Consider the following 12,872-nt stretch of genomic DNA (forward strand, 5'->3'; position numbering starts at 1 on the left):
CCGGCCCCTACGACGAGAACATCACGGTCCACCCGGTCGGCATCGCCAACTGACCACCACGAAGACCCCTGACCTGAGTGTCTGGTTCCGGTGGGTTGGGTGCCGCGCCAGTCGGGGTGGGTTCGCCGGTGCCCGACGCCGAGGCCCGATGTCGGCTGGTCACAGCGTGCTGAAGGCTTCTTCCACGGCCTCGCACGTGGCGTCCAGATCGTCGTCGGTGACTGCGGCGGGGACGAACCAGCAGGCCATGGCGAAGGCGTTGGCGTGGACCCCGCGTTTGAGGAGTTCGTGGCGGAAGGCGTGGTAGCGGGCCTGGTCGGTGCGGAGCAGCTCGCGGTACTGGCGCGTGGGCGTGCCGTCGGGGGTGAAGACGGTCTGGAACATGGCGCCGACGCCCTGGACCGCGCAGGGGACGCGGCGGTCGTGGGCGGCACGGCGGATCGCCTCCATGAGCCGCTGGCCGCTGTCCTCGATGTGCTTGGCGACCCCCGGCTGGCTGAGGTGGCGCAGGGTGACCAGTGCGGACGTCGCGCACAGCGGCGAGGCGTTGTAGGTGCCGCCGTGCTTGACGTCCCCTCGCGCCAGAGGTTCCATCACGTGGCGCTGCCCGGCGAACGCGGCGATCGGCAGGCCGCCGCCCAGCGCCTTGGAGAAGACGGCGAGGTCGGGCACGACGTCGAACAGCGCCTGGGCGCCTCCGGGACCGGTGCGGAATCCGGTGCAGACCTCGTCGAAGACGAGCACGATCCCGCGTGCCGTGCACTCCTCCCGCAGCAGGTCGAGATAGCCCGGATCGGGCATGGTGCAGGCGTTGTTGGCGACGATCGGCTCGCAGATGACCGCCGCGAGTTCCCCCCGGTGGGCGTCCAGGAGGGTGCGGAGCGCCGTGGGGTCGTTCCACGGGCAGACGACCACGTCGTCGACGACCCCGGCCGGAATGCCCGGGGAGTGGGGTACGGGGTGGGGCGTGGCGTAGGGGCCGGCCTCTGAGGTGCCGGGGCGATTGGAGATGGCCAGGGTGTCGGACCACCCGTGGTAGTGGCCCTCGAACTTGAGGATCTTCGAGCGCCCGGTGTACCCACGGGCGGCACGCACGGCCCCTTGCACCGCCTCGCTTCCCGAGTTGGCGAACCGGACGAGCTCCGCACAGGGCACCATCTCGCAGATCAGCTCGGCGAGTTCCACTTCGGCGGTGTTGCAGGTGCCGAACATCGCGCCCGTGCCGAGGACGGCGGTGAGGGCCTCGGTGAGCTCCGGGGCGGCATGGCCCAGGATCGCGCTGCCGTAGGAGATGAGGTAGTCGAGGTATTCGTTGCCGTCGACGTCCCGGATGCGCGTACCGGACCCACTGGCGATGTAGAGCGGATAGGGGTGCGGGCCGGTCGAGGTCAGTCTGGAGGAGGAGCTGATGCCGCCCGCCAGCGATGCCTGGGCCCGGTCGAACCAGGTGCGACTGGCGTCGGTTCCGCCCAACGCCCTTATCTGGCCGGTCATATGTGCCTCCTGTTTGGGAGAGGGGTGCTTGGGCACGTTCGGAGAGCCCTTCGTACACAGGGGATCGCTTGAGGAGAGGACGGGTGGGACGTGACGGGGAAGACGGCGGTCGTCACCGGGGCGGGCAGCGGGATCGGGCGGGCGTGTGCGCTCGGTCTGCTGGCGGACGGCTGGACGGTGACCCTGGTGGGCCGGCGCAAGGAGCCGCTGGAGGAGACGGCGGCGCTGACGCCCGCCGCCGGCCGTGACCGCGCGGTCCCGTTCCCCGCCGACATCACCGATCCCACCGCGGTGGACGACCTGTTCAGGTCCGTCGTGGAACGGTTCGGGCGGGTGGACCTGCTGTTCAACAACGCTGCCGACGTCATGCCCTACACCCCGACGGAGGACGTGCGCGTCGAGGACTGGCACCGCGTGATGGACTCCATCGCCACCGGGACCTTCCTGTGTTCCCGCGCCGCCTTCCGCGTCATGAAGGAGCAGACCCCGCGCGGTGGGCGGATCATCAACAACGGAGCGCCCTCCGCTCAGGCGCCCCGGCCGGACTCCCTCGCGTTCACCGCGGCCAAGCACGCGGTCGCGGGGATGACGCGCTCGCTGTCCTTGGACGGCCGCCGCCACGACATCTCCTGCGGCCAGATCGACATCGGCAACGTCACCCCGGAGGACCGCCCCCAGCCGGCGGTCCTACAGGCCGACGGGTCACGGCGGGTCGAACCCACCATGGACGTGCGGCACGTCGTCGACATGGTGCGCACCATGGCCGCTCTGCCGCCCGGGGTGAACATCCAGTCCGTCCTGGTCATGCCCAGCGCCATGCCCTACGTGGGCCGGGGATAGCCCGGCCACATAGGCGGGGAACCAGTTGCCGGGCACCAGCTGCCCGGCCTGTTCCCAGGCGAGCATGCGGTGCAGCCCGTCCAGATGGATCAACCCCTCGCGGACGGCCAAGCCTTCGTAGTCGGGTCCCGAAACGGGCCGGGTACTCAGGAACAACGGGCGGCGGGGGGCCGTGCTCTGCCGGGCGAGTTTGAACGCGCACAACGGGTTGGAGCGCGCGTACGAGGCGCCCAACGCCGCCAGTCGCTCCGCCGCCGCGGCCACCGTCAGCCCCGACTTGGGGACGAGCTCCACCTCCCCGTCCTCCCCCAGGTGCCAGGGGAGCACCACACCGCGCACTTCCGGACCCGCCAGCAGCACCTGATGCCAGCCGCCGCCCAACTCCCCCTGCCCGTTGCGGATGTGCCCCTCCGCCTCGTCGTTGGTGTTGGCCTGATCGGAGGCGTCGAAGGGGTGCTCCTGGGCGAAGTGGCCGATGACCGTGTCGAACCGGACCGCTCCCAGAATTCTCATCCGCTGCGCCTTCCCGCCTCGTGGTACTCGCCTTCGTGCTTGCCTTCGTACTCGCCGAAGTGCCGTTCGGCGAACAGCTCCGGACGTCCTGCGTCCAGACCGCGCGAGCGCGCCACTCCCAGCACCTGCCGCCAGTACGGCTTGACCGGCGGCCACAGCGTGCCCGTACGGCAGTACGAGCCGTCGATCATGTAACGCGGCCCCGCGTTCGGCTGCGGCGCTGACGCGGCCCGGCGGGTGTGAAAGAGCGCCGAGTGGAGTACGACGGTGGACCCGGCAGGCAAGTCGTCGATGAGCACCTCGCCCGGCAGGACCGCCGTCCCCAGGTGGCTGTGGGCGTCCTTCTCCGCGACTTCCCGGTGCGAGCCCGGCAGCACGGCCAAGCCACCCAGCTCTGGCTTGAGTCCGCCTATGTAGTGCAGGGCGTGGATCATCGGTAATCGGCGGTCGCGCTGCGGCCGTTGCTCGTAGTCGTGGTGCCAGCTCTTGCCGGCTCCCCCGGCCGGCCGCCGGTCGCTGTGCAGGTGGTGGAAGACGAAGGACTCCCCCAACAGGTCGGGGTGGCCGAGCAGGTCCATGAGCGGCGGGTACACCGCGAGCTCGCCGTGCGCCTCCAGGTCCACCTCGACCACCTGCGGCGACTCGGCACCGGAACGCAGACAGGCATCGATGGACTTCTGACGCCAGCCTGTCTCCACCCACTTGTCGACCTCCGGAGCGAGGCGGTCGACGAGGTCCGCCGACAGGAATCCGGGAAGGACGAGAAAGCCGTCCTCGGCGAAGTCTTCGATCCGAACCTCATTGGCACGCGTGCCACTCACGTGTCGGAACCCCCGGTTCACTCGGATGTTGCCCCATGGACGCCACAGTGCTCGGCGTTTCTTATCCAAGGCCGATATGCGTCATGCGCATGACGGGGTGAATGGCCAGAAAGGCGCACTGAACGTGCCGGGGTCACAGCCGCGCGCGGGACACCTCCAGGCCGGAGCGGATGACGCCTGTAGGAACAGATCACCCAGCCAGGTTCGGATCTACGGCCGGAAGCTCACGCTGGAGCGTCGCCGGTGCCGAGCACCGCCCGCAGGCCGAACCGGCGCCGGACGAGCACCGAACTGGTGCCCGCCCGGCGCACGGCCTGCTGATCCCCCGCCTGATCACCCACCAGCCAATCCGCCAGGCCGGCATGCCCCGGCCTCCCTCGCGTACCGAGCCGTCAGGCCCCTGAGCCGATGGCGCGGGGGAGGCGGGGAATGGTCACCGTCTCCCGGCGTGGGAGCCGTCGTGGACGGAGCAGCGGGTGTCCCTTTTGACCTCGCCGAGCGGCAGGTCGAGGCCGATGCCGGATTGGCCGCAAGTCTGGTTCTGGCGCCCGTTTTGGGCGGTGTTGGTCACGGATCCGGCGACCTGTCCGGCGTCGGCCAGGGCATGGCCGCGGTGGACGATCCCGGAGCCGTGGCCGTGGGGGCGGTCGGCGGCCAGGCAGGTGACGTGCTTGCGGACGGTACCGAGCACGTTGATGGTGGCGGTGTCGAAGAAGTTGCCGCAGTACAGGTTCTGCTTGCCGGTCTGGGCGGTGTTGACCTGTCCTCCGATCGCGGTGCCACCGAGGGCTCGGGCGTCGCGGGGGTGGTGGTCGCGCCCGTGGTGGCCGTCGCGCCCGTGGTGGCGGCCGCGGGCCAAGGCGGCGCAGGTGGTGTCCTGGTTGATGGTCCCGGCGATGTTCACGGTGATCACGTCCGCGGAGTTGCCGCAGAAGAGATTCTGCTTGCCCGACTGGGCGGTGTTGAACTGAGGGCCGATGGTGGTGTCGCCCTGCGCCTCGGCGCCGCCGTGGTGGTGGCTGCGGCGGTGGGTGTGGCCGTCGGTGTCGACGCAGACCTTCTCCCGGTGCACGGTCCTGAAGAGATTGATCCGGATCAGGCGGGCGGAGTTTCCGCAGTCCAGGTTCTGCTTACCGTCCTGGTCGATGTGCTTTCGGCCGCTGAACGGATCCCCTTTGATGACGTCGGCGAATGCGCCGGCATTGCCCGCGCAGGCCAGAGCACCCGCGGCCAGCACCGCGACCGCCGCTGCGCGGAGCCTTCGCATTCCCGTGCCGTCTGCGCTGTGTTGGCTTCTTCGCTGCATCGTGTTCTCTCCTGCTGATAGCCGAACCGTGTCCTGCCCGTATGAGTGCCGCATAGCGGCTGCCATCATGGACGGGAACGTGTATTTGGTGCGGAAAGTCACGGTCGGTTAGGCGGTTCGGGGCATCGCGCACGGTCCTGAATTGTCGGGTGTCCGCCGAACACGACGACGGCCTGCGTGATTCCCGGCGAGGTCACGCAGGCCGTCGATTATCGACAGCGTTTCACCTGCGCGGCAGAAGCCGATGCGTAAAAAAGGCGGGCCTCGGCAGCAGGCGGTGTTGCACTGATCAGCGGTAGACGCTGTGAATGTTCTTGGACTCGTCGACGGCCACGCACTGGGTGCGACTGCGGCTGCCCGAGAGGCTCAGATTCAGAGCGTTGGGGTTGCTGCAGTTGTTGTTCTGGCTGCCGTCCTGGGCGGTGTTCTGCTGGTTCACGGCCGCGAGGCCGGAGCCGCCCTCGGTTTCCGCACCGCCGCTGACATCGGCGCCGCCGGCGTTGACGGAACGGTCCACCGTCGCGCAGCGGCTGCGGGCCCGGCTCCCGGTGAGCGTGATGGTCGTGTCGTTGGCCCTGGCGCAGTTGTTGTTCTGCTGGCCCGTCTGCGCTGTGGTCTGCTGGTTCAGGGCGGCCGTGAGGCTGGTGCCCCCTTCGGTTTCGGCGCCGCCGCGCCTGACCAGGTGGTGCTTGTTGCGAGAGCGGTCCACGTTGGTGCAGCTGCTCTGCGCCAGTGCCCCGGTGAGGTTGAGCGTCGAGTCCTCCGGTTCGGCGCAGCTGTTGTTCTGCCGGCCCGTCTGCGCTGTGGTCTGCTGGCTCACGGCGCCGGTGGCGGAGCCGCCTTCGGCATGGGCGCCACGGCTCTTGAACACGGAGTGCTTGTTGCGGGAACCGTCCACATTGGCGCAGCGGCCCGCTACGCGGCTCCCCGTCACCTTGAGAGTGGTGTCGCTCGGATTGCCGCAGCTGTTGTTCTGCCGACCGTCCTGCGCCGTGTTCTGGTTGTCGGCGAAGTTGGCCACGCTGGAGCCGCCCTCAGCGTCGGCGCCGCCGCTCTTGACCACGGTGCCCTTGTTGCGGGAGCGGTCCACGTTGGCGCAGCGGCCCGCTAGCCGGCCCCCGATCACGGTCAAAATCGAACTGTTGCTGTCGGCGCAGTTGTTGTTCTGCCGCCCCTCCTGCGCAGCGTTCTCCTGGAACGTGTCGCCGATGACGCCGGAGCCGCCCGCCGTACGGGCGCCGCCTCCCTTGACCAGGGTGTGCTTGTTGCGGGACCGGTCCAGGTCGGCGCAGTGGCTGTGCACCAACCCCCCGGTCACCACGAGTTGGGAAGCGCTGACGTGGCCGCAGTTGTTGTTCTGCCGACCGCGCTGTGCTGTGTTCTGCTGCGCCAGTTCGGTGACCGTGCTGGAGCCGCCGACTGCGTGAGCACCGCGACCGACGACCACGGCGTGCTTGTTGATGGAGGCGTCAGCGGTCACACAGTGCGACACCGGCCGGCTCCCTGTCAGAGCAGGTTGCCCGAACAGCCTGTTGTGCTGGAAGCAGTTGTTGTTCTGCCTGTGCGCCTGAGCAGTGTTCTGCTGGGACAGGCCGACCCCGGTGAATCCGCCGTGGACGGAGGCGCCATGACCGTCACCCCCGCCCTCGGCGTAGGCAGCGGAGCCGACGGAGGCCACCCCACTCACCGCCAGGGCCACCAGAGCGGCCTGCACGATTCTGGCTACCTGCACGAAATCCTCCAATTCGAGCGCAGAGCTTTCCCGCAAACTTCAACACCCAACAGCACCGCACCCGATAAGACATGACAGCAGCCGCGAAATTGCACCCGGAAGGCTCAACAGCGACCGTGTGAACTGTCCAAACCGCCGACCATTCCAGGGAAGAGGCGTCAATCCTCAATGATATTTACGGAATTCGCCGGCCCACCGCGAAAACCAGGTGGGGTCGACGGGCCAGAGCGGATCTGCCTGTTGAGCCTATCGCGTAACCCTGTTGACATTCCTGGACCTGCCGAAGGCCAGACACTCACAACTACAATTGAGAAATGATGACCGGCTTACTTGATATCGAATGGGCCGATACCGCGTAAGCGGCCAGACGGTCTTCACGCCCAACAGACACGGCAGTTGCAGTGCTGGATCTCCTGGGGCCAGGTCGTCGCTCCCGCGGTGACGTTGTTCCAGCGTTGGTGGCGGGCGGCGGCCCGATGCTGGTGATGGCGGCGCCAGGCGGACCAGCGCAGGACGTGGAGCAGGTCGCGGCGGGGCTACGGAAGGATGGTGGCCCGCAGGAGCCGGACCCGTTCACGGGCGCTGACCAGAACGAACTCGGGCATGTTCGTGGCGGCACCGTTGGTGCGGGCGCTGGTGGCGGTGGAGCCGGCAGCGGCCGGCAGCCTGATCAGGCTCCAGCGCATCCAGGAGTTCCGGCAGGTGACCTTCCCTGGTCCCGTCCTGCGAGGCCCTTGCCAGTATGGAAGTCCTCCTCGACCCGCCGGAGTACTGGCGGGCGGCTCCGACCGCCTCCGCGGAGGACTTCTCTTTGCCTGTCTCATCCACGACCAACACGGTGTCATGGTCGGCGAGTTAGCCATCCGTCCACACCATCAGCCGGCCGCGCACCCGGTCGCGGTCCCACACGCCGCGAGACAGGAAGCGCCGCAGGCGGTCCAGGCCCGAGTGGCCGACGAGAGCCCGTCGGAGGCGCAATGAAGACACCAAAGGCCCCATATCCAGGAGGCATTGTGGCGAGATGGGGCACGCGGAGGGCATGTCGACCCCGAAGAGGCCCAGACAACAAACAAGGCCCCGGTCTCCGACCAGGGCCTTCGTTATGGAGCGGGTGATGGGAATCGAACCCGCGCTCTGAGCTTGGGAATCAGGGGGCTTTCGGGTGTCCAATGCCTGTCTGACCTGCGAAGACGCCGTAGCGAGTGGAGTGGCGCCCGCGTGAATCTCTGCCCCTGGGGGACCGTTGTTTACCGGTCTATCTGGCACGACACTGGCACGGCGGTCGCCACGGCTCGTAAGGAGCGATTTCATAGGGCTAGATCGTGGGTGTGGTTTCGCATGCTGCTGCCGACGGTACGGGGGGTTGCTTGTGTGACGGGGCGTGCCGGGTGGCCCGGCTCGTTACACGGGTTGAGCAGCTATGAGCCAGGACTTTGGAGAAGGCCCATATCTTCGGCAGCTGGGGACCGCGGTACGGCTTCGGAGGCTCCTCCGCAGTGGGCCACGGTCCGCTGAGTGTCAGTGGCGGCGTCTAGCCTGCGGCTGTGGATTGGGAAACCGGCGAAGAGTTCTACGCGTGGGTCGACACCTTGGGTGAGCCATGCGTGGTGTGTCTAGGCAATTTATGGCGAATCGATGCAGGTCCCAGGGGGGAGATATGTCCACAGTGCCGCAACGCCGTTCGGCAAGCGCGCCGGCACGGACTGACGCTTGCACGCGTCAATGCGATCCTCAGAGCCCAGGATGACACCTGTCCGCTGTGCCGCGAACTTGGTGGCGACGGCTCGATGGAAGGGCCGTCCTGGTGGCATATCGATCACGATCACGCCTGCTGTCCTGGCCAGTCGTCGTGCGGGCGATGTGTACGAGGACTACTGTGCCGGGACTGCAACGCCCGAGGGTTGGCGTGGTACGAGAACCTCACGGCCGACCTGCAAACCTGGGACCACGTCAACGCCTACCTAGCCGATCCTCCAGCACACAGGCCAGAGGCAGCCGTGCTGTTACTTGGTGATCTACGGGGCGTACGGTCACGTGACGGCTCCTTCGCAGGCTGGCGCTCGGGTCGGCCGCTCAACAGCACGCCAGAGTCCTCGAATATGGAACCACGGCTACAAGCTGAGGGGTTGGACGTCATCCGCTGTTAAACGGGGCCTGCGAGGACGGGGACTCAACATGTGGCGGCACCACCGCGTTGATCGGTGGTGCCGCCTTGTTCTGGCTCAAGGCGCGGCGTCTGTCCCGCCGCCTGCCGGTGCGGACGTTGATGTCGTCCGCTGGCATACCCTCCCCCTTCCGATGTCCGGAGGCAGCTGGACATCGGGTGGTTACGCATGACGCTGCAGCTGGTTCAAACGGCTGGCCCGGCTCGCTCACTGGCCGCGGAACCAGGTTTCCAACCAGATCACGATGGCTTGGCCGACGCCGAGGGCGATGCCCTCAAGAGCGTGGGTAGCCAGCTCGCGGAGTCTGCCGGCTGCTGAGGTCATTTGGCGGAGCATCGATCGGCGGAACAGGGCTCGGACGCGAGCAGCTCGGCTCTGGGGATCGTTCGATTTTGTCGTCATGCACCCAGTGCACCGCCGAGGCGAGGGCGGGCCACAGCAGCGCGAAGGGACCCAGATGTATCCGGACTTAGTCATGAAGACGCCCTCGACTAAGGGAGTTTCATGTTTCTTCGGCAACCTACGTCGTTTTTTGTGTACCTTCGGGGAACTTCGTCAGTGCCGCCCTAGCATGGTGATTCATCGATGAAGGGCGGCCATGGAGTACAACGGCGAATTTCAGGCGGAGTTAGAAGAATGGGCCAAGGACCTGCGGCGACTCCGTATCGAACACGGTGGCCCCACCCTCGCGCACATCGCGGCGCGTGCACCCAAGAACCGGCCGTTGTCGCCGTCTGGTGTCAGCGAGATCCTTAGCGGCAAAAGGCTGCCCACGTATGACTTCTACATGGCCCTAGTCCGTGTGTTGCTGGCCTGCGACGGGAGACCGGCGTCATACCATGACGAGCGGCTGGCGGAGTGGCGTGAACGCTGGCAGCGCCTCAAGGAGCTGGAGACTGAGCAGAAGAACCGTCGAAAACGGGGCGGTCGGGATGCCCCTGTGGCTGGTCGGTCTCTTGCACCAGACGGCGGGCTGGCTGCCCGTGTGATGCTGAGTGCCCTGAGTCAGGGACGAGGAGTGGAGATCAGTCCGCTGCAGCAGGAGCAGTGGGTTGGCAACCATGCTGTTGCGTTCTCTCCGGATGGGCGTGTGCTGGCAGTCGATTACCACGGGCGCGTACGACTGTGGCACCTCACCGCAGAGGCCGCTTCGTGGGACGACCCTGCCGGTGAACTCGGCAAGCGGCTCAACCATTTCCTCGTGTCCTTGGCGTTTTCGCCAGATGGGGGCCTACTCGCAGCCGGCAGCTCCAATGGGACCACATGGCTGTGGGACATGCATACCCGCACGCGGGTGAGTAAGGCATTGACCGGCCAGGAGGGGCTGCGCACCGTAGTTTTTGCTCCTGACGGGCATCACATGGTCACGGCTGGAAAGACCCTACGGGTGTGGGATGTCACTGACCCTGCGCATCCACGCAGGGTCGGGAAGCGGATAGGCGCGGGGTACACCGCTACGGCTACGGCGTTCTCTCCCAGCGGCCGACTGGCCGTTGCGAGTGGGGAGATCGGAAGGGTACGCCTGTGGGAAGTGGCCGATGGCGAGGATTTCGACAGCGAGGTCGGCCGGCATCGAGCCCCGGTCACAGCCATGGCTTTCTCGTCGGACGGCCGATACCTGGCCACGGGGAGCGAGGACACCACCGTAAGGCTCTGGGATGCAGCCACCCGGAAGGAGTCTGGTAGCCCTCTTGCGGGCCATTCCGGCCCCGTCACGACCGTAGCCTTCTCACCGGACGGCCAGTATCTGGCCACGGCTAGTGAGGACACCACCGTGCAGGTCTGGGACACGACGACAAACACGCGTATGGGCGAGCCCCTGAAGAGTCACACCGCGCCAGTCACGACGATTGCCTACTCACCCGACAGCCGTCTCCTGGTGACCGGTGGTGGCAGTGGGGTACGCCTATGGGTTCCTCCGGTGGCGCTCGATCGAGGGAGAGCTGACGGAGCATGGCACGGACACTGGTAGCGCTCCCGAAGGCGAGGCCGGCGCACCCGCCGATGAAGGGTGTGCGGACATCAAGACCGCAGCCTCTTACGTGGGGGAGGGCCTGCTTTCGTCTCGTCGTCGGAGGATAGGTCGTGGATCTCGCGTGCCTGTGTGCCACGACGTCATGAACCACTGCCCCGCCGTGGGGAGCGGTACCTCCGATCGCCTTGTACTGAGCGGGTGCTGTGACATTCTGAGATGCCCATAACACAAAGAAGGGGAATTGCGAGAGCTTCTTTATCTATCCGAGCCTAAGCTTTGCGAGTTTCAAAGCGAGGCAAAAGGCGCGGGCTGATAGGCGACCACTCGATCCGCGTTGGCAGCATGATGGACGGGATGATCACCGTCGACGACCTGATCATTAATCGCGCGGAGGTGACGTGGTTATCCTCCCGCCTGGTTGCCTCCCGCCCCTGCGCCCAGGGCGCGCCTGACGAGTACCAGGCCGAACAACGACGAAGTAGGCGACCGACGCCCCGCTTTTCAGCACTGCCTGTCGATCTGCCCCAGGGAGGGCCAGCCCGCGAGCTCATCAGGACAACCTTGCGCTGACACAATCCACGCAAGCAGTGAGGTGATTTAGTGCAAGATCGGCAGAAAATGATCGAAATCGATAAATGATCTGTCTTGTGGTGTGCACGTGGTGCTTCCTTCGCCATAATCCCCCGTGTCCTGCCCAGGAGGGCTACGTTTCTGGAGAGGCGAAGGTGTTGAGTTTGGAGCTCCATGACTCGGAGGGCGGCGCTCAAGAATTGCTCTCTGTCGCCTCTGGCGTCGAAGTGCAGGTGCGAAGCGCTCAAGCGACCCATGCAGGAGATCTTGAGATTGGGAACACTCGGGTCGCATGCGCGGTTCTTGACGGGGGAATTCGAGTAATCAATCAAAGTGCCATACTGTCGGCGCTCGGAAGGAATAGGCGGCCGAAAGGTGGTGATACCGGAACCATCCTACTCGCTGCCAACCTAAGTGCCCATATCTCTCCCACGCTCAAAGAAGTTCTGAGCGACCCAATCCGCTACCGAATGCCTTCCGGTGTCCGTGCACTCGGATACCCGGCGAGTGTTCTTCCGGAAATCTGCGAGGTCTACCTGGAAGCTCGCCGGAATGGGGTGTTGCTGAAGAGTCAGGAGCCGGCCGCTGAAGCGGCAGAGACTCTCGTTCGAGGCTTGGCGAGGTTGGGAATCATCGCCCTTGTCGACGAAGCGACGGGCTATCAGGAGGTCCGTGCGCGCAGGGAGCTGCAAAAGATCCTCGAAGCCTATGTGACGGCTGAGTTCCGCCCCTGGCTCAAGACATTTCCAGACGAGTTCTTCGAGCAAATCTATCGACTTCAGGGTTGGGAGTACAAGCCCGGAACATCAAAGAGGACTCCGTACGTAGGGAAATTGGTAAACAGGTACATCTATAGACACTTGCCGAACGGGATCCTGGAGGAACTGGAGCGCATCAACCCCCGTCAGGGGAATGGGTATCGCCGACATAAGCATCACCAGCATCTTACCGCTAACACGGGCAACGCTCATCTTGACAAGCAGATTTCCCACGTCATCATGCTGATGAGGATTTCGAAAGATCGATGCGAGTTTGAAGAATTGTTCTCCCGGGCGTTTCCGGAGCCTCAGATGCGGCTACCCTTGTCACCTGAATAGCGATGGGTGGCTGCCCATGGCGGGCGTCGGCGCTGGGCAGGACCTGGGGCACTACTTCTGTGGGTCAGGTTGCGCCATCCAACGAGGTAGCCAGTAGGCAAGGACGTAGTCGTCTACCCATCAGGCTTCGCCTGCGCAGAGTTGAGATGGCGGGGCAATAGCCGAGCGCACCCCCGGCGGTCACTGCGTCAGCCTGTCGGGTATTCATGTGCGGAGCTGGACGGCTGCTTCGCACATGAAATTTAAGGGCTCTTGAGGCAGTCAGGTCGCTGCCTCTGCCTGGGTGGGGCCAGGTAATAGGCGCCATCCCCGGGCATATCTAGGGCATTCGGCCCGCATGCCCTGAGTAGACCATGGTG

Annotated in this window: 9 protein-coding genes and 1 pseudogene; 4 read left to right on the top strand and 6 right to left on the bottom strand. The window is 65.9% G+C overall.

Annotated elements, in window-relative coordinates:
• Nucleotides 1–159: 159 nt before the first annotated feature.
• Entirely contained in the window at nucleotides 160–1,494 is a 1,335-nt protein-coding gene (locus ACFVT2_RS35855) for an aspartate aminotransferase family protein (protein WP_390024952.1), read from the bottom strand.
• 90 nt (nucleotides 1,495–1,584) lie between these two features.
• Here ACFVT2_RS35855 and ACFVT2_RS35860 point away from each other — a divergent pair, with 90 nt between their 5' ends.
• Nucleotides 1,585–2,334, top strand: coding sequence for an SDR family oxidoreductase (locus ACFVT2_RS35860; protein WP_390024954.1), 750 nt, complete (start codon nucleotides 1,585–1,587; stop codon nucleotides 2,332–2,334).
• Nucleotides 2,335–2,376: 42 nt separating this feature from the next.
• Here the strand turns inward: ACFVT2_RS35860 and ACFVT2_RS35865 are convergent.
• The 5 genes and pseudogenes from ACFVT2_RS35865 to ACFVT2_RS35885 all read right to left on the bottom strand — a co-directional run.
• Nucleotides 2,377–2,847 (bottom strand): annotated as a pseudogene (locus ACFVT2_RS35865) (DUF6309 family protein); the annotation flags it as partial.
• A complete protein-coding gene (locus tag ACFVT2_RS35870; RefSeq protein ID WP_390024956.1) occupies nucleotides 2,844–3,668 on the bottom strand; it encodes a phytanoyl-CoA dioxygenase family protein in 825 nt (274 codons plus the stop codon). The pseudogene ACFVT2_RS35865 and the gene ACFVT2_RS35870, both read right to left, overlap by 4 nt.
• Before the next feature lie 433 nt (nucleotides 3,669–4,101).
• Nucleotides 4,102–4,935, bottom strand: a complete 834-nt coding sequence (locus ACFVT2_RS35875) for a hypothetical protein (RefSeq protein ID WP_390024958.1) — start codon at nucleotides 4,933–4,935, stop codon at nucleotides 4,102–4,104.
• A gap of 328 nt (nucleotides 4,936–5,263) precedes the next feature.
• The gene (locus tag ACFVT2_RS35880) at nucleotides 5,264–6,706 is read right to left on the bottom strand and encodes a hypothetical protein (RefSeq protein WP_390024960.1); all 1,443 of its coding nucleotides are present in this window, start codon (nucleotides 6,704–6,706) and stop codon (nucleotides 5,264–5,266) included.
• Nucleotides 6,707–7,242: 536 nt separating this feature from the next.
• Nucleotides 7,243–7,392 carry a hypothetical protein gene (locus ACFVT2_RS35885; protein ID WP_390024962.1) on the bottom strand — a complete coding sequence of 50 codons (150 nt, stop codon included), beginning with the start codon at nucleotides 7,390–7,392 and terminating at the stop codon, nucleotides 7,243–7,245.
• A gap of 921 nt (nucleotides 7,393–8,313) precedes the next feature.
• On the opposite strand from ACFVT2_RS35885, the gene ACFVT2_RS35890 reads away from it, so the two are divergent.
• From ACFVT2_RS35890 to ACFVT2_RS35900, 3 genes are all read left to right on the top strand, one after another.
• Nucleotides 8,314–8,853 carry an endonuclease domain-containing protein gene (locus ACFVT2_RS35890; protein ID WP_390025037.1) on the top strand — a complete coding sequence of 180 codons (540 nt, stop codon included), beginning with the start codon at nucleotides 8,314–8,316 and terminating at the stop codon, nucleotides 8,851–8,853.
• A 616-nt stretch (nucleotides 8,854–9,469) separates the two neighbouring features.
• Nucleotides 9,470–10,843: a hypothetical protein gene (locus tag ACFVT2_RS35895; RefSeq protein WP_390024964.1), complete on the top strand. Its 1,374-nt coding sequence runs from the start codon at nucleotides 9,470–9,472 to the stop codon at nucleotides 10,841–10,843.
• A 737-nt stretch (nucleotides 10,844–11,580) separates the two neighbouring features.
• Entirely contained in the window at nucleotides 11,581–12,513 is a 933-nt protein-coding gene (locus ACFVT2_RS35900) for a P63C domain-containing protein (protein WP_390024966.1), read from the top strand.
• Nucleotides 12,514–12,872 lie beyond the last annotated feature (359 nt).

The organism is Streptomyces sp. NPDC058000 (assembly GCF_042886435.1).
Lineage (GTDB): Bacteria > Actinomycetota > Actinomycetes > Streptomycetales > Streptomycetaceae > Streptomyces.